The sequence below is a fragment of the Methylomonas sp. genome, from assembly GCF_023228165.1.
In the GTDB taxonomy this organism is placed as follows: domain Bacteria; phylum Pseudomonadota; class Gammaproteobacteria; order Methylococcales; family Methylomonadaceae; genus Methylomonas.
This window is the reverse complement of the sequence record NZ_JALOBS010000021.1, coordinates 66920-90313: the sequence shown is the minus strand read 5'-3', so window position 1 is coordinate 90313 and position 23394 is coordinate 66920. Positions and strand designations below refer to the sequence as shown.

The window sequence follows — 23394 nt, the reverse complement described above, 5'->3', positions numbered from 1 at the left end:
GGCATTCAGGCCAGCAAATCCTTAATGTCGGCAAACACAGCAGCCAGCATCTCCATATTCAGGCGCTTGGTTTGCACGTTGTAGCGGCTGCAATGGTAAGAGCTGACTAGCTTATTGCCGTCCGGCAAATCGTATAGTGTGTGGTGGCCAAATTTGGCGGCGGTGGCTTTTAAGCCATACGCGCGCAGTACCGCTTGGTGGGCAATGTTGCCCAAAGCCAGAATCACGGCGTTTTTCGGCAATGTCTTTATTTCTGCGGCCAGATAAGGATTGCATTGCTTGATTTCGTCGCCGGTTGGTTTGTTTTGCGGCGGCAGGCATTTCACGGCGTTAGTGATGCGGCAATTAGTCAATTGCAATCCGTCCGTCAGGGAGGTCGACTCCAGTTGATTGCTGAAACCGAAATCGTACAGGGCTTTATATAACAGTAAGCCGGCATAATCGCCGGTAAACGGCCGGCCGCTGGCGTTGGCGCCGTGCATGCCGGGTGCCAGGCCGACGATTAACAACCGCGCATTCGGGTCGCCGAAGGGGGCGACGGGCAGGGCATGATAGTCGGGGTGCTTTTGTTTGACGTCGTCCAGAAAATGGGCCAGCCGGGGGCATAGCCGGCAGGATTGCTTGAAGTAGGCGGAGTGGGGCATGGTTGGCTGTTTGGTTGAAATCGGTAGGATTTTACCTGATTGGACAGCGTATTGCGTTGCCACTCCGGCGAGTGAGTTTAATTCGGTTCGCAGACCGGCAACCGCAGTACTTGTTCTCGACACCCGCTTCATCAGCACCTACGGGCTGTCAAATGCCCTTGGTAGCAGAAAATGTAACGGATGTTCGATGGCGCGGGAAGAGAGCGATTCGGTTAGTGGGTACTGTTGCAGTTTTTCTTTTACCTGCTCCAGTTGTACTAGCTCAAACCAAGGCTGAATTAGCCAATTCAATTTCCTTTTGTAATCTGGTCAACTCGGCTCTAGCGGCATGTATTTGATTATCCAGTCTAATCAGATCAACCTTGGCGGCGCGGGCATCATCGCTATTTATAGCCTGGAAGTTAGGTTGTAATTTGGCTAATGCCTCTTCAAGTTCCTGCTGCCTAACATGGTAATCTGCACATTTTCTATGCAACTCGAGTTCGATTGCTTTTGCGTCATCCAGTAATTTTGAGTAATAGTCTTTATATGAGCGCGCTTCTTTTAATTTCTGTTTTAATTCGCTGATTTCTTTGGTTAATGCGGTTTCGCGACTCGCGGCGTCTGAAATTGTCTGTTCCAGCTTGCGGCTCTCGGCTAACCAAATCTCTTTTGCTTGCGCGACCCTGGATGCTATCAGTCGCTCAATCTCTTGCTCATGGTTCTGCAGTAAAGTTTTCATGCTAAATTTATCGAGTGGTAATGTTTTGAAAATATTGCTTATTTTGCCATTAGTTTATATCACTTACCATTCATGCCGGTAAAAGTCGCGATTGATTTTGCTTCATAATGTTCAGCATGTCTGCCGAGCTGGGTATATAGGATTTCAGGTTTGGTGTCGCGATAGCGACACAAAAAAAAGGGCCTTTCGGCCCTTTCTCAAATCAATCAGCGAAAAAATTACTCGCTATCAATTTCCTTCATGCTCAATCTCACCCGTCCTTGACGGTCAATCTCCAGCACCTTAACCCTAACCACATCGCCTTCCGACAACTTGTCGCTGACTTTCTCAACACGCTCTTCGGAAATTTGCGAAATGTGCACCAAGCCGTCTTTACCTGGCAGGATGGAGACGAATGCGCCGAAGTCCATCAGACGGACTACTTTGCCTTCGTAGATTTTGCCTACTTCGACTTCAGCAGTGATTTCTTCGATCATGCGTCTGGCTTCTTCACCGGCGGCTCTGTCGACGGAAGCGACGTTAACCACGCCGTCGTCGGTCAAATCAATGCTGGCACCGGTTTGTTCGGTTATGGCGCGAATGGTGACGCCGCCTTTGCCGATGACTTCGCGGATTTTCGCCGGATCGATCTTGAAGGTGATGATGCGCGGTGCAAAGTCGGACATTTCTTCGCGGGTCGCGGACAAGGCTTTGTTCATTTCGCCCAGAATGTGCAGACGACCGTGCTTGGCTTGTTCCAAGGCGACTTTCATAATCTCCGGCGTGATGCCGTCGATTTTGATGTCCATTTGCAGGGCGGTGACACCGTTTTCGGAGCCGGCCACTTTAAAGTCCATGTCGCCCAGGTGATCTTCGTCACCCAGGATATCGGACAATACTGCAAATTGATCGCCTTCTTTGATCAAGCCCATGGCTATACCGGCCACAGGTGCTTTGATCGGCACGCCGGCATCCATTAATGCCAAGCTGCTACCGCAGACTGACGCCATGGAGCTGGAACCGTTGGATTCGGTGATTTCCGATACCACACGGATCACGTAAGGGAATTCCGCCATGTTGGGCAATACAGCCGCCACACCGCGTTTCGCCAAACGGCCGTGACCGATTTCGCGACGTTTTGGCGAGCCGACAAAGCCGGTTTCGCCCACACTGTAGGGAGGGAAGTTGTAATGCAGCATGAACGGGTCTTTGTATTCGCCGGACAGCGCGTCGATAATTTGCGCATCACGTTCGGTACCCAGAGTAGCTACCACGATGGCTTGAGTTTCGCCGCGGGTGAATAGGGCCGAGCCGTGAGTTCTGGGCAGTACGCCGGTACGAATGGTAATCGGTCTGACAGTGGTCAGGTCGCGGCCGTCGATACGTTTGCGGTCGTTCAAAATCGCGCCGCGCACGATGTCGTATTCCAGATGCTCGATGACATTACGAATATCTTTTTCGGCAAATTGGTCGTCGGTGGTCAGTTTTTCCACCACGGCGCTACGGATGCCGCTAAGTTGGTCTTGTCTAACCAATTTTTCGGCCACTTGGTAAGCGGCTTTGATGGCGGCTTCGGCTTCGGCGGCAACGGCGGCTTTCAGTTCGGCGTTGGATTCGACCGGCGTCCAGGCCATAGCCGGTGTGCCGACTTCGGCGGCCAGTTCGTTGATGGCGTTGATGGCTACTTGCATTTGTTCGTGGCCGAACAAAACGGCACCCAACATTACTTCTTCTGGCAGTAAATCGGCTTGCGATTCCACCATCAATACGGCTTTGGCTGTGCCGGCAACCACCAGTTGCAATTGCGATTCCTTCATGGCTGCTAAAGACGGGTTCAGCAAATAGTTACCGTCTTTGTAACCGACGCAGGCAGCACCCAATGGACCGTTGAAAGGCAGGCCGGAAACGGCCAGCGCCGCGGATGCGCCCAGCAGAGCGGGGATCTCGGTGTCCACTTCCGGGTTAAGGGAAACCACGGTAGCAATGATCTGTACTTCGTTAGTGAAGCCTTCGGGAAACAACGGACGGATAGGCCGGTCGATCAGGCGGGAAATCAGGGTTTCATTTTCGCTGGGTCGGCCCTCTCGTTTGAAAAAGCCGCCGGGTATTTTACCGGCCGCGAAGGCTTTTTCCTGATAGTTAACGGTCAACGGGAAAAAGTCTCCGCCAGTCGCTTCTTTTTTACCAACGACTGTCACCAATAAAGAAGTGCCTTCGACATCAATCATCACCGCGCCATTGGCTTGGCGGGCTATTTCACCGGTTTCTAACGTGACGAGACGATCGCCGTACTGAAATTGTTTCCTGATAGGATTCACTATAAGGTTCCTTTGTGTTTAAAGGTTGTTTTGAAAATTTGCCATAAAGCAGAAACGGCACCCAGAAGTGCCGTCTCTTTAAATACGTTACTTACGAATGCCCAAGCGCTCGATCAAGGAGCGATAACGGACCACGTCAGTGTTTTTCAGGTAATCCAGCAATTTGCGGCGTTGGTTAACCATGCGTAATAAACCACGGCGTGAGTGGTTGTCTTTTTTGTTGGCGGCAAAGTGAGGAGTCAACTGATTGATGTTGGCGGTCAATAAAGCAACCTGAACTTCGGTGGAACCGGTGTCGGATTCCGACAAACGATATTCTTCGACGACTGCTTTTTTTTGTGCTGCGGTTAATGCCATTCTTAATCCCTATCGATTAAATGTTGTTAAAAATAAAGCCATCGGAGTTGATGGCGAGTAATCACCGTTCCCACAATAGGGTGCAGGAGCGGATGAATTTTTGTCTGAATAATCAAGCAACTTGACGGTTCAGATTAAATAACTTTTTCGGCGCTAGTTTATCATCCAAAAGGATTTCTCCCAAACCTAAAAAGGTTTGTTCGCTATACATGCGCACGGCGCCCGGTGCATGGCCGTCAATACGGATTTGTTGGCCATGATTGATGCTGGCGGCTTGCTCGGTCGATAAGGTAATCGCCGGCAGTTGCCGCAATGGTGCATCCACGGCAATCAGGCATTGCATGCGCTCCGCGTCGGTCATGGCCTCCAGTTGCTCAAGCGTATGGGCGTTCTCCAGATTGAACATGCCCGCGGCGATACGGCGCAGGGCTGTAACGGTGGCGCAACTGCCCATGGCGTGCCCCAAGTCCTCCGCTAATGAGCGGATGTAGGTGCCTTTGGAGCATTCCACCGCTAGGCTAATGTATTCGCTGTCGAAGTCGAGCAGATGCAAGGCATAAATCGTAATGCGGCGCGACTGTCTTTCCACCGTTTTTCCTTCCCGGGCCAGTTCATACAGTTTTTTACCCTGATGCTTCAAGGCCGAATACATCGGCGGTACTTGCTCGATAGGGCCGGTAAATCGCTGTAACTTGTGCAATAAGTCGGCTTCGGTAAACACGGGTACCGGCATTTCCTTGACGATGTTGCCCTCACAATCGCCGGTATCGGTCATCCGACCCAAACGCAGCGTTACCTGATAACGCTTATCGTCATCCAGCATCAGCGCGGATACCTTGGTGGCCTCGCCGAAACACAGCGGTAACAGGCCTGTAGCCAGCGGATCCAGGCTGCCGGTATGGCCGGCCTTGTTGGCGTTAAATAAACGCCGTACTTCCTGCAAGGCTTTATTGGAAGAAACGCCCAGGCGTTTGTCGAGTAGCACGATGCCGTGTACATCGCGCCCGGACTTGCGTTTTGCCATCAATCGTCCTGTTGCGGATTGCTGTCTGTTTCGTCAGCGTCCGCCGTCGTAGCGTCATTCACATCGTGCAGCAGTTCGCTAACGCGCATGCCGGTATCGAAGGAATGGTCATAATGAAAGTGCAGCTCGGAAATATGCCGTAAGCGCATGCGTTTAGCCAATTCGTGGCGAATAAACGGCGACATTTCGTTCAATGCCTTAACGTTTGCCAGTTTGCCGGCTTCATCGGCATTCAAGACGGTGATGTAAATTTTGGCGACAGCCAGATCTTTACTTAACACCACCTCGTTGACGGTCACAAAGCCCAGGCGCCTATCATGTACATCGCGTTGCAGGATCAGCGCCAACTCTTTTTGCATTTGCGAGGCAACTCGCTGGCTGCGGCCGAACTCTTTAGGCATGGATTATATTTCCCGTTTTACTTCGATGCGTTCGAACACTTCGATTTGATCACCCGGTTTGACGTCGTTGTAGTTTTTAACGCCGATACCGCATTCCATACCCATTTTGACTTCGCCGACATCGTCTTTGAAGCGGCGCAAGGACTCCAGCTGGCCTTCGAAAATCACCACGTTTTCGCGCAGCACCCGAATCGGCAGGTTGCGTTTGACGAAACCGTCGATGACCATACAGCCGGCGATCGCACCGAATTTGGGCGAGCGGAATACGTCGCGCACTTCGGCCAGACCGACGATTTTTTCCTGGATGTCGGGAGCCAACATACCGTTGATGGCGCGTTTGACTTCGTCTATGGCTTCATAAATGATGCTGTAATAATGCAGGTCGATGTCTTTTTCTTCGATCAATTTACGTGCTACCGCATCGGCACGGACGTTAAAGCCGATCAAAATCGCGCTGGATGCCAGCGCCAGGTTGGCGTCGCCTTCGTTGATGCCGCCCACGCCGCCGTACACGCATTTGACTTGCACTTCATCCGTCGACAAACCGACCAAAGATTCTCGCAAAGCTTCCAAGCTGCCTTGTACGTCGGTTTTGATGACCACGTTCAAGGTGGCGGTTTCGCCGGCCGTCATTCTGGAGAATACATCGTCCAGTTTGGAAGCGTGAGCGGCCGCGTGGCGGTTGGATTTTTTACGGTCTTCACGGTGAGCCGCCAATTCGCGAGCCACACGTTCGTTTTGCACCACCAGGAATTCGTCGCCGGCATCCGGTGTGCCGGATAAACCGAGGATCTCCACCGGCGCGCTGGGGCCGGCCGATTTAATGGCGTGGGCATTTTCGTCGAACATGGCGCGAATCCGCCCGTATTCGTGACCGCAGAGTACGAACTCGCCTTTGCTCAAGGTGCCTTTCTGAATCAATACGGTAGCCACGGCGCCTCGGCCTTTATCCAGACGCGATTCGATACAGATACCGGACGCCACGCCTTCGGCGGGCGCGGTCAATTCCAGCACCTCGGCCTGTACAATCAATGCTTCGATCAATTCATCGATACCGGTACCGACTTTGGCGGATACTCGCAGGAATTGCACGTCGCCGCCCCATTCTTCAGGGACGACATTCAAGGTAGCCAGTTCCTGCATGACTTTGTCCGGATTGGCTTCCGGTTTGTCGATTTTGTTCAAGGCCACGATGATAGGTACATTGGCCGCGCGAGCGTGTTCGATGGCTTCCTTGGTCTGCGGCATCACACCGTCATCGGCCGCTACCACCACGATGACAATGTCGGTCACTTCGGCGCCGCGAGCCCGCATGGCGGTAAACGCCGCGTGACCCGGGGTGTCCAGGAAAGTAACGGCGCCGTGGTCGGTTTTGACCTGGTAGGCGCCGATATGCTGGGTAATACCGCCAGCCTCGCCGGCGGCGACACGGGTTTTGCGGATGTAATCCAGCAAGGAGGTTTTACCATGGTCGACGTGACCCATGATGGTGACTATAGGCGCGCGCGGCAGTGATTTTTGCTCTTCCGTTTCGCCCAGTACTTCGGCCAGCATTTCCTGTTCGAAATCATCCTCGCTTTGCATGATGGCTTTATGACCCATCTCTTCCACCAAAATCACCGCGGTTTCCTGGTCGATGGCTTGGTTGATGGTGGTCATGATGCCCAGCTTCATCAAGTGCTTGATGACTTCGGCGGCCTTGATGTTCATTTTGGCGGCCAAGTCGGAAACGATGATGGTTTCCGGAATAGTGACGTCAAATACGGTAGGGGCGACGGGTTTTTCGAATTTATGTTTGCCGCCTTGCTGTTCGATTTCATGCTCGGGTTTTTCGCGGCGGCCGGGTTTGCCTTTTTTGCCTTTACCTCGACGGGCAGCATCGCTGGTGTCGGCGGAAATATCGGTAGACGGTCCGCGCGCCGGCTTGAATTCCTGCTTTTTCTTATGCAGGGTTTGCTGTTTGGCTTCGGCGGCTTTTCTGACTTTTTCAGCGTTCCGCTCTACTGCTGCCTCCAAGCGCTGTTTCTTTTCATATTCCAGGCGGTCGGCTTCACTCATTTGAGGTTTGGCCGGTGCGGGAGGGGGGGTAATAGCAACTTCCGGTTTTTCCGCAACCGGTGTCGGGGCGACCGGGGCTTCGACTGGCGCGGTCTCGGCAATGAGGGGTTCCGATTTCGGTGCGGGCGCTGCTTCGGCAGGCACGCTGACGGCTTCCGGCGCGGGTTGCAGTTTTTCAGCTTCGGCCTTTAATTGGGCTTCGTGCTGATGGCGTTTTTCTTCCTCGGCGGCTTGCTGGTGTTTTTGTGCTTCCAGTGCCGCAAGGGCTTGTTTGGCCAGCTCCGCCTCTTTTTGCGCATCGCTGACGGATGCGTCGCTACGTTTGATGTAGGTTTTTTGTTTGCGTACTTCGACGCTGACCGTTTTGGTGCCGGTGCCGGGTGCGGACGACTGTCTGAGTTCGGTCTTGGTGCTGCGTTTTAAGGTAATGCGTTTCGGGGTGCTGCTGTCTTGGCTGGCATCGGCTTTGCCATGGCGTTTACGTAAATGCGCCAGCAATTTGACTTTTTCCTCTTCGCTGATGACATCATCGGGATCGGTGGCGGTTAAGCCGGCCTCCTTCAGTTGTTCCAAAAAACGCTCCAAAGGAATGCCAACTACCTCTGCTAATGCCTGTACTGTTTTATCGCTCATAGAATCCTCCTGCCTTAGCCCTTGTCCTCAGCGAACCATGATTCGCGGGCTTTCATAATAAGTTTACCTGCTCGATCTTCATCCATGCCGGTAAATTCGATAATGTCGTCGATCGACTGCTCGGCCAAATCGTCCAAGGTGACAATGCCCTTGGCGGCCATTTCGTGCGCCAATTTGATGTCCATCTGGTCCAAGGCCAGCAATTCGGGGCTGGGTTCCGACGTTTCGATTTTTTCTTCGGAAGCGATGGCTTTAATTAATAAAGCGTCCTTGGCGCGACTGCGTAAGGCTTCGACCAACTCTTCGTCAAAGCCTTCGATTTCCAGCATTTCGTCGACCGGGATGTAGGCGATTTCTTCAATGTTGCTCAGGCCCACTTCCACCAGGACGTCGGCGATTTCTTCATCGACGTCCAGTAATTTCATAAATTCTTGTTTGGCTTTCGCCGCGGTTTCGTCCAGGTTTTTATCGACTTGCGAGGCATCCTGAATATTCAGTTCCCAGCCGGTCAGCTCCGATGCTAGACGGACGTTTTGACCGCCGCGGCCGATCGCTTGGGACAAACTGTCGCTGGTGACCGCCACATCCATGCTGTGTTTGTCTTCGTCAACCACGATAGACTGAATTTCAGCCGGCGACATGGCGTTGATAACAAACTGCGCTTCGTTGGGGTTCCATAAAATAATGTCCACTCGCTCGCCGGCCAGTTCGTTGGAAATGGCTTGTACTCGCGAGCCGCGCATGCCGACGCAGGCGCCGACCGGGTCCAGACGAGGGTCGTTGGCCTTGACGGCAATTTTAGCGCGGGAACCCGGGTCGCGGGCAGCGGCAATAATGTCGATCATGCCTTCGCCGACTTCGGGGACTTCCAGGCGGAACAAGGCAATCAGCAATTCCGGCGCGGTGCGGCTGACAAATAACTGTGGGCCGCGCGGTTCGGAGCGCACATCTTTGAGATAACCACGTACCCGATCGCCCATGCGTACAGGTTCTCTGGGTATCATATCTTCGCGGGCAATATAGGCTTCGACATGGCCGCCCAAATCCAGGTAGATGCTGCCTTTTTCCAGGCGCTTGACTACCCCGGTTATCAGTTCGCCCACCCGGTCCTGATAGGCTTCGACGATTTTCTTGCGCTCGGCTTCGCGAACTTTTTGAATGATAACCTGTTTGGCGGTTTGTGCCGCGATTCGGCAGAAGGCCACGGATTCGATTTCTTCCTCGACGTAATCGCCGACTTGAATGTCCGGGGTGTCGATCTGTGCTACTTCCTGCAGGACTTGCCAGCTGGGAAATTCTACGTCGCCGTTGATGTCGGGGTTGGCGGCCACCACTTGCCAGCGGCGGTAAGTAAGATAATCGCCGGTATGGCGATTGATGGCTACGCGCGCCTTGATAGGGTTTTCATAGCGTTTGACGGTCGCGGCTTCTAAGGCGGACTCAATGGCCTGAAAGATAATTTCCTTGTCGATTTCTTTTTCGTTGGCAAAAACATCCGCCACTAATAAAATTTCTTTATTTGCCACTACGTCCTCCTTTTTTGAGTAAATATTCCGGCACCAAACGCGCCTTGCTCATTGCTTGAAAGGGCACTTTAAGCGTCTGCTCGCCTTCCGTTAACATGACATCGTCACCGTCGACGGCCTGAATCAGGCCGATAATTTTTCTGCGTTTATCAATGGGTTTGAAAAGGCTGACATTCACTGTGCTGCCAATATATTTTTCAAACTGGCTAAGCTTGAAAAACGGCCTGTCTTCGCCAGGCGATGATACTTCCAATTGATATTCACCTTGAATCGGATCTTCCACATCCAGCATGCCGCTCAGTTGATGGCTGACTTTAGTACAGTCGTCCACTAAAATGCCGTTTTCGCTGTCGATGTAAATGCGCAGCATGCCATGCTGCGGGTGAGGGTTGTATTCAATCCCCACGCATTCGTAACCAAGACCTTCGACAATTGGTTCGATCAATTCCACCAAGTGCTCTGGAGCCAGTTTCATTTCCGCTTCGCCTTATAAAACACAAAAAAAAAGAGCCTCAGGCTCTTCCATAAACATCTATAAACCCAATGGACTTGTTAAAGCCCTAAAGCCCTTAAAACAAAAAACCCCATGAAGGGGCTCTTTGAGAAAAAACCGGGTAAGCATGGTGCCCAGGGACAGAATCGAACTGTCGACACGAGGATTTTCAGTCCTCTGCTCTACCGACTGAGCTACCTGGGCATTTAATTATTGCTTGTTGCTGACAGCAAGTAGTCAACAATCCGGCCATTGTACAGAATGAAATACATTTAAGCAATCGTGACGTGACAATTTTTGCGGGAAACATAGTAGGCGTTTCAATTTTTATCAACAGGCCTATATAAAGCGTTAATTCTGGAAGGAATTATAGTCAAGCGGCTGCCGGTAGGGGTAGGGCTGGATGGTGACGGGATGAGTCTGTTGGTTGTCCAGCGCGCCCGATTGTTCCAAATAGTAGTAAGCACCCGCCGCCAACAGTAGGGCCGCCACGCAGGCAAAGACAATTTTCCAGGGGCTGTAAGGTCGCTCGCCCTGTACTTTGCCGGTTCTGCCGTTAACCACAAAACGGTAGGATTTATCCCGGTAACGAAATGCCGCCGACCAGACCGGCAGCAGACAATGTTTATAAGTGGTGCCGCTGTGCTGGGTGTTGACCTGGTGGATGCGTTGATGATCGCCGCCGATGTCCCGGCAAATGTCCGCATAGATTTGGTTGTCCATGACTTGCCGGGCCAGGTCGAAACCGTCGGCCAGTTCTACTTGATAGTATTCACTGCGAAAGCCGCTTAAATAATTTTCGTCATAGGGAATCAAGTTGTGCAAATCCCAAGGTTGCAGCGCATCCAGAATTTTGCGGGGCAAGGAATTGCTGGCGCCCACCAGTACATCATCGAAAAAACGTTGTACCCGACCGCTGACCGGCGTCCAGCGAATCTTGGGCACTTGCCGTGTTTCGGTAACCAAGCGGTTATTTCTGACCACTTGCACCCGTTCTTGAACGTAATAGACGTCGCCGCGTTCGCCGCTATATGTAGTGGCGGTATGGCTGTCGAAGGTCCAAAACGGCAGATACACGCCGCTTAATTTGGTATCGCTACGGGCGTACTTTTTGACGGCATTCGGTGCGAACCATAATCCGGTGATCCATTGCTGAAAGCGTTGCCGGGCATTGGCCTGGTCGATGCCGAACGGTAACAGCGACTTAGGTTGTATGGGTTTGATTTGCCCCGTGGTAGCTACAATCGGCGTACCGCAGAAAGGGCATTCGCCGGCGTGATTTTTAGCCTCGAATTGAAAGCCGGCACCGCATTCTTCGCAATGGATGGTGGGCGCGGCCGCTGTTGTTGTCGGTGTTTCGGCTAATTGTTGTAAGGCTTGCCTGAGATCGTATTCTGCAATTTTTTCGCTACGCAGCTCAATGACGTTTTCCGTGCCGCAATGCTCGCAAAGTAAATGCGTGGTGCCAGGCGCATATTTCAGCACCGCTCCGCATTGTCTGCAGGGAAATTGCAGCGCGTTAGCCGACTTAGGGTTTAAAGCCTTGAAAACGGCGGACATTTAATTTTTAGGCAGGGGCGGTGGTATGTGTGCAAAAGCCGAGGCTAAATCGGCGACCTTTTCCGCAGGCGTCCATTCTACCAACGTCTCCGTCCACACCAGCGTATCGCGGCCGACTTCGCCGGTTATAATTTTCTCCCGCAATTGGCTCGAATTAAAAGGCCCTTGTTGCTGGCCGGCGATGGCCACAAAATACAGCGCTGAATTGGGCAACGGCGGGGGAGAGGCGGTTTGCGGTTTGCTTTGCGCCAGATTTTGGCCGAGATTTTGCGCTATCGCAAATCCCATCCCCATGCCGATACCTTCGCCGGCGGCGCCGGATGGATTTTTCGCCGCCGCCGCCAGTGCCTCGGCGGTCTGGAATTGAGTATAACGTCCCAAATCGCCGATAATGCCCATGCTGGTGCGTTTGTCCAGGGCGGTTTCCACTTCGGGCGGCAGGGAAATGTTTTCCACCAACATTTGCATCACATCCAGGCCGTAAGCGGCGAATTCGGGGCGGATTTTTTGGGTGATAAAGTCGCCCAGTTCGTCGTAGTTGGCGGCAAGTTCCAGTAGTGGGATGCCCGATTCGCCCAGAATATCGGCAAAGCGGGACACGATCAGATTGCGTAATTGGTCGCTAATGTCGCCGGTTTGAAAGTGGCCGCCGGTGCCGACGATTTCTTTCAGGAAAACCCGGGCTTCGCTGACGCGTAACGTATAAGTGCCGAAGGCGCGCAAGCGCACCGGGCCGAATTCCTTGTCGCGTAGCATGACCGGATTTTTGGTGCCCCATTTCAAATCGGTAAACCGACGCATGTTGATGAAATACACTTCGGCTTTAAATGGGCTGGAAAAACCATGCGGCCAGCTGTGCAGCGTGGTCATGATCGGCATGTTGCGCGTTTCCAGCTGGTATAAACCGGGCTGGAAAACGTCGGCAATCTGGCCTTCATTGACTAAAACGGCCGTTTGCGACTCCCGTACCGTCAGCATCGCGCCGTATTTGATCTCGTTACCATAGCGTTCGAATCGGTATACCATGGTGTTCGGCGAGTCGTCGGTCCATTCAATGACATCGATAAACTCGCCGAACAGTTTGTCTAAAATCCCCACAGTCCTTTCTCCAAGATTAATTGCTTAGCCTTTAGCCGCTGCAGTGGCCTGTGCCGATACCAGGGTTTTTCTTAACTCGTTCTCGCATTGCTGCAATTGCAGCACGGCTTCGCTGCGCATTTTTTTGCCCTGATCGGCGATTTGCAGGCTTTCCTCGATAGTGTCGATTAAGGCCTGATTGGCTTGTTTTACTACCTCGATATCGAACACGCCGCGCTCCAACTGTTTACGGGTCTCGGCGTTAGCCAATTTCAGATTTTCTGCGTTTGAGGCCAGCAAATCATTGGTCAGGTCGGTGGCGGCCTTGACGGTTTCGGCGGCTTGCGAGGATCTGAATATCGTCACCGCGGTAGCCAGTTGTTGGCGCCACAGCGGAATGGTGTTGACGATGGTGGAATTGATTTTATTGACCAGACCTTTGTCGTTTTCCTGCACCAGGCGAATACTGGGCAGACTTTGCATGGCGACTTGCCGGGTTAGACGCAAGTCGTGCACCCGCCGTTCCAGATCGTCACGGGCGGAGCGCAAGTCGCGCAGATTTTGCGCCGTCAGCACTGCCTGGCTGGCTTCCGCCGCTGCGGTCAGTTCCGGAATGACCGCATTGTCCAGTTCCTGTAGTTTTTCGTCGCCGGCGGCAATGTAATCTTCCAGGGTATGGAAATAATCCAGGTTAGCCTGATAGAGCCGGTCCAGCGAAGCGATATCGGTTAATAGGTTGGATTTATGTTTTTCCAGCTTATCGGTGATGCTGTCGATCTGCTTGCGGACTTCTTCGTATTGCTGAATGAATTTCACCACCGGTTTGGCCTTGCCAAGCAATTTGGCGAAAAAGCCGGGTTTTTTATTCGGATCCAGCTCGTCGATGTCGAAGCCGCGAATGGTAGCGACCATATTATTCAAGTCATCGCCGGCCGGGCCGGTATCTTTATTTTTAACCCCTTCCAGCATACGGTCGGATACCGTGGTCAATTGCTCTTGAGCCTTGCTGCCGAAGAATAAAATAGACTGCGAATCCTGGATGTCGATTTCGTGTAACAGTTGCTGAATTTTCTGCTGTTTTTCCGCCGGCGCTTCGGTGAAGGTAACGATGTCGGTTTGCACGCCCGGCACGATTTCTTGTCCGGCGGGTTGCTGGACCGCTTCCTTCAACGGGGCCTCGGCCAGTCGGGTTATCGATGTTTCTCGTGTGCTCATAACGGGTTTTCCCCTTTAGTGAAAATGCAAAATCACAGTATGCCTTCGCGTTTGAGTTGCTGTGTCAATACCTCGATTTTGACGTCCAGATCAAACACATCTTCTGCCAATAGTTTTTGTTGTTGTTCCTGAAAAGCGGATTCGATGGCATCCAGTGCCTGTCTGAAATTCTGCTCCAGTGCCTGGGAGCCGGCTTGTTGGTGGGTTTTAGCGTAGCCCTGGATAACCTGTTGCACGTTCTCTAGGTACACATTCAGGAATTTACGTGCCCGGCGAATACCGCGCGGGTCTGCTTCCAATTCCGCAATCACATCTTCGGCAATCTGGCAGATTCTATCTATGCGTTGGTTGAGTTCGGCATGCAGGATTATGCGGTTACTTTGTTCGATATCGTTAATAATGGCCAAGGCAGCGGCCAGGGTTTGTCTGATCTCGTCGCCGGAATACCCGTACGCCGCCATAATGGGTTTGGATGGACGCCGGTCGAAACCGTAGCTTAAGTACATGCCCAAAAACGCTCCGCCGGCATACAACGCGGCCATTAACAGGCCTTGCTGAAGGCTTAAAACCGTTAATAGCCCGGTTGTTGCGGCCACCAGCAGCGCCGCGCAGAATTTCCTGGGCCATTTGGAGGGATTGCGCAGCCTGTCTTGCCGGACTGGGTTTTCCGCCTTCAAGCCGTTGCGAAGCATGATGGCGGCGGCGCAATACAGCGCAAATGCGCCGGCATTGACCAGTACGGACATGACGTGTCCTTTAACAAGGCCGATCAGGACCGCCGGTATTAGCGCCAACGCCAGCACATACACTAACAGACCGCGCGGCGAATATTGCCGCAAGGCTTCGCCGCTAAAGCGTTTGGCTGAATTCAGTTTGGGGAGCTGAGGCATGATTGGATACCACCCTTAATTTGGCTGTTGACTGCCGCGTCTTCCGAGCAGACTTTCATCTGTTCGCCCTGGCTGCTTCATCAGAATTGCATGCCGGCGGCAGATGCGCTAACCGGCTCGGCTTTAAGCACGGATTGGCAGGTTGCCAAGCCCATGGTCGATAGCAACAAAATAAACCCCAGTAATCTTATAAAAAACTTGGACATACTTAAATAAACCCATTTTTACGATAAACAAGCGTATCGTCAGTACACTTGGACGTTTCAACAAGCAGAAGATATAGCAAGAACCATATCACATCGAATCTTTTCTAAGAACAGGGCGCTAGTCTGGCTAACCTTCCGCGTTGTTAAAACCCGAGCCGTGCCTAATCCAATTCCGGAACGGCTTTAGTTAACCAGCTCCGATGGCTTAAGCATCATGGCTTTTAGGATAGAGGTCAAGCCAATTTGAATTTAACAATCAGTTGACGCAAGTTGTCGGATACACCGGCCAAAGACGATGCGCTGACGATGTTGGTTTGCGCGGCCGCGGTGGTTTGCTTGGACAGTTCGGCGGTGTTTTCAAAGTTATGGGCCAATTGTTGGGTAACCTGTAACTGCTCAACGGTTGCTTCGGCTATCTGCGAACTCTTACGGTAGATCAGGTCTATGGATTGTTTGATGCCGTTGAATATGGCGTCCACTTGTTGCACGGCCTGGGTGGTCTGGTCGGCGGCTTTTTGTTGGTCGCTCATCAACTCCACGGTCGAATTGGTCGCCTTACTGAGTTTTTCCACCAACGCTTGAATCTGGTTGGCCGATTGGGCGGTATTGCCGGCCAGATTGCGCACTTCGTCCGCTACCACGGCAAAACCTCGGCCGTGTTCGCCGGCGCGGGCGGCTTCAATGGTGGCATTCAGCGCCAGCAAATTGGTTTGCTCGGCAAATCCCTGAATCATGCCCAGCACAGCTTCGATGGCTTTGGCGTCACGCTGTAACAGCAGCAGTGCTTCGGCTGTATTGTTGATGACGCGGGCCAAATCGGTGACTTGCCGGTTGGTATGGGTAATGTGCCCGACACCTTGTTCGATGAGATTTTGCGCCGCCGTGGTACTGGTTTGCGATTCGGCGGCATTTCCAGCCACTGCTTTGAACGATCTGGATAAATCATTCATCTGTCTGGCGGCTAGTTCGGTGGCTTGCTGTTGATCGGCAATAATGCTGTTCAGGTTACCTGCCACTTGTTCAATATTGCCGCCGAATTTAGCCAAGGATGAAATTTCCGCATCGATATTGTGTATCAGCAGCTTGAAATAATCGTGCAGTTTTTTTAGCGAGCTTTCCAGTTCCTTGATTTCCGTGACCTTGCTTTTCAATGCAATGGATGAGCTTAAGTCGCCATTCGCCAGTTTATCCACGTAATCGGTAATATGGCTAATGATATGCGCTAGATGCTGTTTTATGGCCAGCATCAGGCCGCTGGCCAGCACGATCAGCAGCACGCAGACAGTCATGCTCCCATATAGCATGCGCTCGTAATATTGGTACTCGTGATTGATTTCATTCTGCAAAGTCTGCAGTTTTTGGTTAAAGACCTGCATTTGCCGGTTGATGTCGGTCTGGGTGCTTATCTTGTTGTTGGCGATGTTTTTGGCGTTGTCTAAATCCTTTTCGTAGCGTTGTAGCAGGGAATGCATTTCGGCCAGGGGTTCCTGTGCCATGTCCTCGGTTTTTGCTTGCGGTCCGCTGTCGCCGAGTGTAAACAGCTGTTCGTCTTCGGCTTGGACTTTCATGACCCCGAGCAAGGACAGTTGTTCCAATGCCGTTTCCTTGCCGATGAGTTGCTGTAAATAGCTATGTAAGCTGTCTGGCGCGCCTGGGTTAGGTTCGGAAAAATAACGTTGGCGGACTCTGGATAAACTTTGCAATGCCGATTGGGCTTGGCCGATCCGCAACAGATAGGCGCGTTGCTGGTCGACGGGCGCATTTACGGCCAGCTCGACATAGTTCAGCAGGGTCTGCAGATGCGCCGACACCTGTTTTTCGTTATTGAGCAAAAGCTGTTGCGGATTAGCCAGTTTTCCGGCCGCCGCCAGTTCCGGCAATGCCTTTTGCTGAATATCGGCCAACATCTGCGAAAGACTGCTTTTTACCGTATCCGAAAGCGAATCGTGAGCTTGCAGATCATTTTTCAGCCGGTCCAGATTGCTTTCCAGATCGTTAAGCAAGGTGGTGTCGCCGCTATACAGGTAGGCAAACACAGGTTGATTGATGTCGTTGTAGATCTGGTCTTTTTGCTGGCCAAAAAATTCAACCATTTTAAAGGCTTGGTTCAAATGATTCAGCGACCAGCTTACCGTGGTCCCAAAGCTTATCAAAACCGCCACTAAGGATAAGGTGACGAGTTTGGATATTTGCTGGATTTTCATGCCTCTGCTATCCCTACTGGAGTGAAGCGGCCTAATTTATTACGGAATTATGACAACATGATTACAGTCTGCCGCCGCCGGCTAAATTTAATACCCCTATCCTTGTTGCGATGGCTAATACCGTTGAAGCCGTGGCGATTGGCTGGATGCGACGGCTTTATAAGCCGGCTTACCGGACCAGTTGGCGGCAGTGGCACCGATACAGTGACTGGTGGAATAAATGTCGCCGATTCAATTTAACGTGTTTTGCCTTAGCCGGGCGGATTATTCGATCCGCCTAACGTTTGCCGTTTCTCTGCAATGGGTTGAAGCGTTCGGGACGGGTTTACGAACCACGTTTTGCTTAGGGGGAACCTATGTTGATTAGCATTATTGCAAACGTTGCGGGTTGCCGAGCGGGGCTTTTCGGAATTCAGGGGCTGGCTTGAAAGCCGGTTGGCCGTTGCTTGATGAGGGCGGTTCGAACGGCTATCGGATCGCCGTCAATGTCGTGTAGCAAAGCCGACAATAGGATAGGAGAAGATATCTTTCCTGTTGATTATAAAGGGTATTTTATTGGCATAATGTTTGCTTTTTGATTTATAGCGTTTGCCGGTCACGCTTAGGTTTCTCTTTCGAAGCGTTTTTTCTGTCGTTTGCGAGGAATCGCAAGGCCGAAATTTGATCGTCGCCAAACCTAATTCAACCGATAACTTCCGGAACAGATTATGCCAGCCACTTTTGAACTTAAAACCAACGATGAAAATCAGTATATTTTTAATTTCCTCAGCAGTAAGGGCGAACTCATTCTGATGAGCGGCGATTACGGCAACAAGGAAGAAGCCATGCAGGCCATTAAAGAAGTCAGAACCGGCTCCTTAATGAGCAATCAAATTGCCGCCAGCAGAGTGCCCGAGGGCGATACTTTTTTTGTCATCAAGGATACGGCCGGCACCATCATTGTCAAAAGCGTTTTATATAACTCGACCATGGTATTCGACAATGCGCTACACATTGTTAAAGACAATGCCTGCGTTGCCGAAATCGTCGATCTGACCGAGTGAGCTAAGGATAGTGGCGATTCTTGAATTTTTCTTCAGCTAGCGGCGAGGTAACGGCGATATGGGGCTCGAACTCAAACTTATTCGGGAATTGGCCACGGTTTGCGTCACCGCGAGCGAGCTGGCCGCGATTGAACATCTGATTAAAGGCGAACTCAGTAAGCCGGCCTTTGTCGAGCAATTCGACAAAATGGCAGACGCGATCAGCGAGTGCTATCGCGTAACGACGGCTAATCTTCAGCCTTGGCTTGAAATGACCAAAGAAACAGAATTTTGCGAAAAATTCGATGCCGCCTATGCCGATTACAAAGCCACTTATCTGAGTATTACCAATCGGCCGCGGGTAGCATCCGAGCAGGCTTACATCGAGTACATGGTGCTGCGGGAATACAAGGAAATGCAAACCGCTTATCCCCTGTTGAAACTGACCTTTGCGCGGTTGGATGAGTTTATCGACAAATGGATTACCAACGATGCCTGGCTGGCGATGACGATCGAGAATTTCGTAAAAATGCTATATCGGTTTCTGACCGAGATCGCCGAGCTTAAACAGAAAGACCCGACCGATGCATTGATTGTTTATCAGGCATTGATGGTCGCATTGCGTCCTTATTATGCCTTGCTTGAAAAGGACTGGAAAGTCTTGGAGGAACCGGTGTGAGGGCCGTGCCCGCTGCAAACCGGGCTGAATCAATTGTTCCAGGTATCCCAGGATTTCTCCAACTCCCGCTTCAGCAAGCAAAAAGCCCGTTGGATTTTTGATACAGAATAAGTTGTAGCATTTCTCTCCTGTCACAACCTGACAACGCCCCGGTTTATGTTTAAATCGAAATGAATTGACAGCTTTGAATCGTTTTCAACGATAAAGACTGCCTTTTTGAAATCAGCCAATTCACAGTTTCGGCCACTATGCATAGTACGCAACTATGAGTAGTCTTAAAAAGCTATCGGCTGCATAGCCTAATTTCACTGATGTTTCGACCTGTCATCAGTTAAAAAGCTTTACATAGTTTTGCAGGTTTTCTGAAATGACAATTTATTCGCTTCAGACAATTCAAAGAATATTTGTCAGGCATCGCATATGAGGATGGCTGCTTCAGTGCCAATTGATACTCTACTCGTGGCTCACTTGCTTGAATGTCGCCATGTGCAACCAGTTTGAAGCCTTATTCTAGCTGGTAATAAGTTTACGCGTTTCCTTCAAGCATTAAAACTATGCATAGCGACTCTACTGTTAGTCGCAGGAAACCCGTGGGGTGTAGATTACTTCTATTCATAGTTAGGTTCTATGCATAGCGGCCACTTTGTGACATTCAAAGACCATTTACAAATAGCCGCTTAGAATTGACAAACCCGCCGTTTGGGGCGAGAAATTACGGTTTCAACAAAAGGCTAAAACTTGCCTTTGTCTTGCTGATACTCAGGATGGTAAGGTCCTGCAGGTATGCCTTTAGGTGGCAGAAATGCCATGAAATTGGCTTGTCTCGCCAACGGCAGATAGTCGGTCATTAATGCATTGATGGCAGCAGAAACAGTCATTGTTATCAGATCACTTCCGCCCGAGCTGTGCACATACCCTTGATCGTTTTTCCATAACACTTGCCCGGTTCTAGTGTCTTTCAAGACATATTCCATCGATACAACCACCGAGGAAGCCAGCACAAGATATTTTGTACTCCAATCCTTGATAGTGATGAATAACACGGCATCGGCGCCAAACAATTCATAAAACCGCTCGGTGGGCAATTGATGAATATGCCCGGCTTCAACCAGTCCGAAATCGCGCAAGATCATATCGGTCAAATAAACCGGAAATACATAGTAGCCGCGCTCGGCCAATGGTTGCGTAATGCTGGTGATGAACACGGAATTTGCCGTGACTTCCGGCGACTCGTTGACCACCGGCACGACCACAATCGATCGCGGTTGATGCGCGTAAAAGGCATCCAGATTGGCATGTTGCGGAGCAATGCAACCTTGCATCAGACCAGCCAGCAAAATGATGACGAATGTTCTCACTTTTGCTCTCCTGTGGCTTGCTGCTCTGCGGAAGGCGTACTGACGACATCAGCCGCTTTCTCTTTTTGTTGAATCCGTTCGATCAATTTATTCATCAATGCCTGCGATTCTGGGTACAAAGCGCGCTCCTTTTGAAAATTTTCGATGGCCCCGGCTTTATCGCCTCGGGTATACAGCAAAAATCCGTAATCGGCATAAACACCCGGCGGCACTTTTCTATGCTGTCTTTCCGCCTCAACCAGGGTTTGGTTCAGATAAGCATCGGTATGCTGGGGATTGTTTTCAACATAACGTTCGAAAAGACTGGTTTCGTAATCCCCCCAGTAATACAGCCCAGGTGGGACGCAACCTGTCACCATCACGGCCAGCATCAAGCCCGTAAAACAAATCGTAGCTCGACTGCGAAATTTCAGTAAATTCACGTTCGGAATCCTTTCAATATTTCGACTACGGTTGAGCCTTGCCGCGGGCATCCAGTGTCGACACCACATTGTTGATCATATTTACAATTGCAGCATCAATCGCTTTACCCTCAAGGGTGGAGTCAAACCCGGCGTTACCGCCAAAACCCAAAGTACTGGACGCCGAAATAGAAGCCTCACCGGAACCTTCCTGACTGTAAAACACTGCCCCGGTTTTAGGATCGACCAACCTCAATACGACCCTAGCACGTGCGCGCTGGGTCTTCTCTTTTCCGACCAGCCAGACGCCGCCGGTAGTATCCCGACCCAATTCTACAACCGAACCCATGATCAAAGCATCGACACCCGTTAGGTTTTGCTTGAATTCCGCTTCGCTTTTCCCCATCAATTCAGCTTCCGATTTAAGCTTGTTGATATCTTGACGCTCAACGACATTGAAATGCTGCGTTGCCAAAAGGTGACGTGATAATAGGTCTGCAGCTTGCTTACCGATTCTGTCTCCGGACTCATCGGTGAATAGCCCGCTACCGTAGACTGATTCGTTAGTGAAGCGCGAAATAGCGATAGTCATCCGGCTCGACGCCGGTAACGGCGCAAAAGCCACTTGCGGCCCGCGATCCTGAACATTTTCGTTGATCTCCCGGCTTACACAACCGGACAAGATCAAGCTCGAAATGATTAAAACCAACAGCTTAGAAAATTTCATTTGGATTTCCCTGTTTAATGAATAGAAATACTGTAAATCTGCATACATAACCGTTGACCTCCCCCTTTGTAAAAGGGGGATCGAGGGGGATTTATTCAGTAAAATCTCCCCTAACCCCTCTTTTTCTAAGAGGGGAACTGAGTGACTACGCAAATAATAAGCTTATAGTTTTTTATTACAGGCGTCATGTTTAGCCACTGTTTGTTATTTGGTTCATTGGCAAACGTAGGGCAACACAAACCGAATGGTAGCGCCATCCTGGCGAATCAAACTCTTAAGGCCTAACGCCTTGAGCCTCGAATCTTGATGCAGACCTTTTTTATACGTGTCTGCGATTTTTACCCCGTCATCATTGTCAGCGGAAAACGGGTGTTCTGACAAAGATTTGAGTTTATGCGCAAAATCCAATGTCGGCTTGAATACTTCGGTTTTATCTAACACAACACCAAAGCCGGTATCAAAGGCGCGCCGGCTAATAGTGGCTGGGATTTTATTTTGGACACCATGCAAATCCGCTAGATTTACTGAAAACGAAAACAACTCATCAGCAAAGAACACCATGTCAGGCCTAATAGACAGCCTGAACAAACGGTCGCGACGACTTTCCATCACTAACTCGCTTCCGGAAAGTAGAGCAAGCAATTCAGTTAATTCTTACCTTAACGGTGACAAATCATCCACTTCTACCCAGCCGTGCGGATGTAAAACAATAAACTCTTCAAGCGAATCGAACTTAAAACCGCGTAGATGTGCCGCCAAACCTAGAATCAATGCCAATTGTCTGGCATTCAAGACTAAATCCAAGGCTTTTTCCTTGCCCAATACACCGGCAAAAACCGGTTTGTCTGGATAGATGGGTAAGCTAATGCCGAATTTATCTTTATCCGACAAATAAACAGAAGCAAAACTCTCAGGCAATTCGGCCAAGGCCGCAACCAAAGCCGAACGGTCGCCAGCAAAATCGTCATACAAGGCCTTGATATAAGGAATCTTGCCATCGCTACTTTCGCCGCGTTCGATGTCGGCCATTGTCAGCCAAGCCAAACGCTCATCTTTAGCGACACGCTGCTGCAAAAACAAATAGCCTTCCAGGGTTAATTTGATCTGGAAAATAGCCAGATAATATTCGGTCAAAGCATGATTCGGCGCCGCACCTTGCACTTGTCGGTAAGGTTTCAAACCGCGCCAAAGCTTGAAGCGGTAATGCTCTTCGAACAACAAACCCGCTTCTTCCCGCAGTTTCCGCCGCAAGGTTTGCGGCAAAGCGTCTTTAATGAGCTGAGAATTTGCGGATTGCAAGGCCTGCAACAACGCCGCTTTGTCGGACATACCGGCCACATCGGTTTGATTACAGCGCCCGCCGAGTAAGCCATAATCGCCCGCCGCTTTGTCGAAACGCTTATGCGTGTCCTCGCGCTGATAAAACAAAATTTTGCCATCCAGCTTGATGATGCTCCAGGCCACGTAGCAGTAACGAATCGGTTGTGCCTGCCGTCTGGCGTGATGATCCAGTCTGGCCTGTTCAATGACCCGCAACATATCGCGCTGCCGATCCTTTTGCTCGTTGTCACTCGCCTGGGTGTTCCAGAAATTGACGGCAAAAAAACTTGACTCGCCTTCGCTCATCGCTGTTAAAACCGAAGTAGCCAGTAATTGTGCCGGAAACGACACGAACCGCCATTCGCCGTTTTGCAGACAGTTTCTATCCAATACCGCCAGTGTATCGAGCAAGGTTTCCAGCAAAGCAATCGTGTTTTCGGCAATCGCCGGTTCGAAAGCCTGGCTTTGGCACAGCACAGCGATCAACTCTTCGCACGGCACGCTATAAAAATCGCCGTCTTCTTCGGCACAACGGGGGAGATGGGGAAGTAGGGATTGGATCAATTCGGCAGTCGGCATGC

General features: G+C 51.0%; 22 protein-coding genes and 1 tRNA gene. 2 read left to right on the top strand and 21 right to left on the bottom strand.

The genetic code is table 11. The features are described from left to right. Positions 1-5: 5 nt before the first annotated feature. From M0R33_RS16100 to M0R33_RS16025, 16 genes are all read right to left on the bottom strand, one after another. Positions 6-644 carry a uracil-DNA glycosylase gene (locus M0R33_RS16100; protein WP_292571447.1) on the bottom strand — a complete coding sequence of 213 codons (639 nt, stop codon included), beginning with the start codon at positions 642-644 and terminating at the stop codon, positions 6-8. 262 nt (positions 645-906) lie between these two features. Beyond that, positions 907-1365 carry a hypothetical protein gene (locus M0R33_RS16095; RefSeq protein ID WP_292571444.1) on the bottom strand — a complete coding sequence of 153 codons (459 nt, stop codon included), beginning with the start codon at positions 1363-1365 and terminating at the stop codon, positions 907-909. 218 nt (positions 1366-1583) lie between these two features. Then, complete coding sequence (gene pnp / locus M0R33_RS16090; protein WP_292571441.1) at positions 1584-3662, bottom strand: polyribonucleotide nucleotidyltransferase; 2079 nt, start codon at positions 3660-3662, stop codon at positions 1584-1586. Between the two features lie 87 nt (positions 3663-3749). Next, the gene (gene rpsO, locus M0R33_RS16085) at positions 3750-4019 is read right to left on the bottom strand and encodes a 30S ribosomal protein S15 (RefSeq protein ID WP_292571438.1); all 270 of its coding nucleotides are present in this window, start codon (positions 4017-4019) and stop codon (positions 3750-3752) included. Between the two features lie 112 nt (positions 4020-4131). Beyond that, entirely contained in the window at positions 4132-5043 is a 912-nt protein-coding gene (truB, locus tag M0R33_RS16080; protein ID WP_292571435.1) for a tRNA pseudouridine(55) synthase TruB, read from the bottom strand. Continuing rightward, a complete protein-coding gene (rbfA, locus tag M0R33_RS16075) occupies positions 5043-5444 on the bottom strand; it encodes a 30S ribosome-binding factor RbfA (protein ID WP_292571432.1) in 402 nt (133 codons plus the stop codon). The genes truB and rbfA overlap by 1 nt, the downstream gene beginning before the upstream one ends. A 3-nt stretch (positions 5445-5447) precedes the next feature. After that, positions 5448-8135, bottom strand: a complete 2688-nt coding sequence (gene infB, locus M0R33_RS16070) for a translation initiation factor IF-2 (RefSeq protein ID WP_292571429.1) — start codon at positions 8133-8135, stop codon at positions 5448-5450. A gap of 14 nt (positions 8136-8149) precedes the next feature. Beyond that, positions 8150-9661: a transcription termination factor NusA gene (gene nusA / locus M0R33_RS16065; protein WP_292571426.1), complete on the bottom strand. Its 1512-nt coding sequence runs from the start codon at positions 9659-9661 to the stop codon at positions 8150-8152. After that, positions 9651-10136, bottom strand: a complete 486-nt coding sequence (gene rimP / locus M0R33_RS16060; protein WP_292571423.1) for a ribosome maturation factor RimP — start codon at positions 10134-10136, stop codon at positions 9651-9653. Before rimP ends, nusA begins: the two co-directional genes overlap by 11 nt. Before the next feature lie 146 nt (positions 10137-10282). After that, a tRNA-Phe gene (locus tag M0R33_RS16055) sits at positions 10283-10358 on the bottom strand. 147 nt (positions 10359-10505) lie between these two features. Further along, a complete protein-coding gene (locus M0R33_RS16050) occupies positions 10506-11714 on the bottom strand; it encodes a primosomal protein N' (replication factor Y) - superfamily II helicase (protein WP_292571420.1) in 1209 nt (402 codons plus the stop codon). Beyond that, a complete protein-coding gene (locus tag M0R33_RS16045; protein ID WP_292571417.1) occupies positions 11715-12812 on the bottom strand; it encodes an SPFH domain-containing protein in 1098 nt (365 codons plus the stop codon). A 24-nt stretch (positions 12813-12836) separates the two neighbouring features. After that, positions 12837-14006 (bottom strand): toxic anion resistance protein, encoded by a 1170-nt coding sequence (locus tag M0R33_RS16040; protein WP_292571414.1) that lies wholly within the window; start codon positions 14004-14006, stop codon positions 12837-12839. Between the two features lie 32 nt (positions 14007-14038). Then, the gene (locus M0R33_RS16035) at positions 14039-14896 is read right to left on the bottom strand and encodes a 5-bromo-4-chloroindolyl phosphate hydrolysis family protein (RefSeq protein WP_292571411.1); all 858 of its coding nucleotides are present in this window, start codon (positions 14894-14896) and stop codon (positions 14039-14041) included. A gap of 80 nt (positions 14897-14976) precedes the next feature. Next, positions 14977-15102, bottom strand: coding sequence for a hypothetical protein (locus M0R33_RS16030; protein WP_292571408.1), 126 nt, complete (start codon positions 15100-15102; stop codon positions 14977-14979). Positions 15103-15335: 233 nt separating this feature from the next. Then, positions 15336-17306 (bottom strand): methyl-accepting chemotaxis protein, encoded by a 1971-nt coding sequence (locus tag M0R33_RS16025; RefSeq protein WP_292571405.1) that lies wholly within the window; start codon positions 17304-17306, stop codon positions 15336-15338. Between the two features lie 707 nt (positions 17307-18013). Here M0R33_RS16025 and M0R33_RS16020 point away from each other — a divergent pair. Together M0R33_RS16020 and M0R33_RS16015 are read left to right on the top strand one after the other, a co-directional pair. Continuing rightward, complete coding sequence (locus M0R33_RS16020; RefSeq protein WP_292571402.1) at positions 18014-18349, top strand: DUF1508 domain-containing protein; 336 nt, start codon at positions 18014-18016, stop codon at positions 18347-18349. Positions 18350-18407: 58 nt separating this feature from the next. After that, entirely contained in the window at positions 18408-19007 is a 600-nt protein-coding gene (locus M0R33_RS16015; protein ID WP_292571399.1) for a hypothetical protein, read from the top strand. A gap of 731 nt (positions 19008-19738) precedes the next feature. Here the strand turns inward: M0R33_RS16015 and M0R33_RS16010 are convergent. From M0R33_RS16010 to M0R33_RS15990, 5 genes are all read right to left on the bottom strand, one after another. After that, complete coding sequence (locus M0R33_RS16010; RefSeq protein ID WP_292571396.1) at positions 19739-20365, bottom strand: GNA1162 family protein; 627 nt, start codon at positions 20363-20365, stop codon at positions 19739-19741. Beyond that, entirely contained in the window at positions 20362-20787 is a 426-nt protein-coding gene (locus tag M0R33_RS16005; protein ID WP_292571394.1) for a DUF4810 domain-containing protein, read from the bottom strand. Before M0R33_RS16005 ends, M0R33_RS16010 begins: the two co-directional genes overlap by 4 nt. Before the next feature lie 25 nt (positions 20788-20812). After that, a complete protein-coding gene (locus M0R33_RS16000) occupies positions 20813-21493 on the bottom strand; it encodes a CsgG/HfaB family protein (protein WP_292571391.1) in 681 nt (226 codons plus the stop codon). A gap of 213 nt (positions 21494-21706) precedes the next feature. After that, complete coding sequence (locus M0R33_RS15995; protein WP_292571389.1) at positions 21707-22051, bottom strand: hypothetical protein; 345 nt, start codon at positions 22049-22051, stop codon at positions 21707-21709. A gap of 96 nt (positions 22052-22147) precedes the next feature. Next, positions 22148-23392 carry an NUDIX hydrolase gene (locus tag M0R33_RS15990; RefSeq protein ID WP_292571387.1) on the bottom strand — a complete coding sequence of 415 codons (1245 nt, stop codon included), beginning with the start codon at positions 23390-23392 and terminating at the stop codon, positions 22148-22150. Between the last annotated feature and the right edge of the window lie 2 nt (positions 23393-23394).

Excerpts from the sequence above, each read along its gene's own strand:
- M0R33_RS16100 (WP_292571447.1), bottom strand. The coding sequence starts at position 644 with ATGCCCCACTCCGCCTACTTCAAGCAATCCTGCCGGCTATGCCCCCGG.
- M0R33_RS16095 (WP_292571444.1), bottom strand. The coding sequence starts at position 1,365 with ATGAAAACTTTACTGCAGAACCATGAGCAAGAGATTGAGCGACTGATA.
- rpsO (WP_292571438.1), bottom strand. The coding sequence starts at position 4,019 with ATGGCATTAACCGCAGCACAAAAAAAAGCAGTCGTCGAAGAATATCGT.
- truB (WP_292571435.1), bottom strand. The coding sequence starts at position 5,043 with ATGGCAAAACGCAAGTCCGGGCGCGATGTACACGGCATCGTGCTACTC.
- rbfA (WP_292571432.1), bottom strand. The coding sequence starts at position 5,444 with ATGCCTAAAGAGTTCGGCCGCAGCCAGCGAGTTGCCTCGCAAATGCAA.
- infB (WP_292571429.1), bottom strand. The coding sequence starts at position 8,135 with ATGAGCGATAAAACAGTACAGGCATTAGCAGAGGTAGTTGGCATTCCT.
- rimP (WP_292571423.1), bottom strand. The coding sequence starts at position 10,136 with ATGAAACTGGCTCCAGAGCACTTGGTGGAATTGATCGAACCAATTGTC.
- M0R33_RS16050 (WP_292571420.1), bottom strand. The coding sequence starts at position 11,714 with ATGTCCGCCGTTTTCAAGGCTTTAAACCCTAAGTCGGCTAACGCGCTG.
- M0R33_RS16040 (WP_292571414.1), bottom strand. The coding sequence starts at position 14,006 with ATGAGCACACGAGAAACATCGATAACCCGACTGGCCGAGGCCCCGTTG.
- M0R33_RS16035 (WP_292571411.1), bottom strand. The coding sequence starts at position 14,896 with ATGCCTCAGCTCCCCAAACTGAATTCAGCCAAACGCTTTAGCGGCGAA.
- M0R33_RS16030 (WP_292571408.1), bottom strand. The coding sequence starts at position 15,102 with ATGTCCAAGTTTTTTATAAGATTACTGGGGTTTATTTTGTTGCTATCG.
- M0R33_RS16025 (WP_292571405.1), bottom strand. The coding sequence starts at position 17,306 with ATGAAAATCCAGCAAATATCCAAACTCGTCACCTTATCCTTAGTGGCG.
- M0R33_RS16020 (WP_292571402.1), top strand. The coding sequence starts at position 18,014 with ATGCCAGCCACTTTTGAACTTAAAACCAACGATGAAAATCAGTATATT.
- M0R33_RS16015 (WP_292571399.1), top strand. The coding sequence starts at position 18,408 with ATGGGGCTCGAACTCAAACTTATTCGGGAATTGGCCACGGTTTGCGTC.
- M0R33_RS16000 (WP_292571391.1), bottom strand. The coding sequence starts at position 21,493 with ATGAAATTTTCTAAGCTGTTGGTTTTAATCATTTCGAGCTTGATCTTG.
- M0R33_RS15990 (WP_292571387.1), bottom strand. The coding sequence starts at position 23,392 with ATGCCGACTGCCGAATTGATCCAATCCCTACTTCCCCATCTCCCCCGT.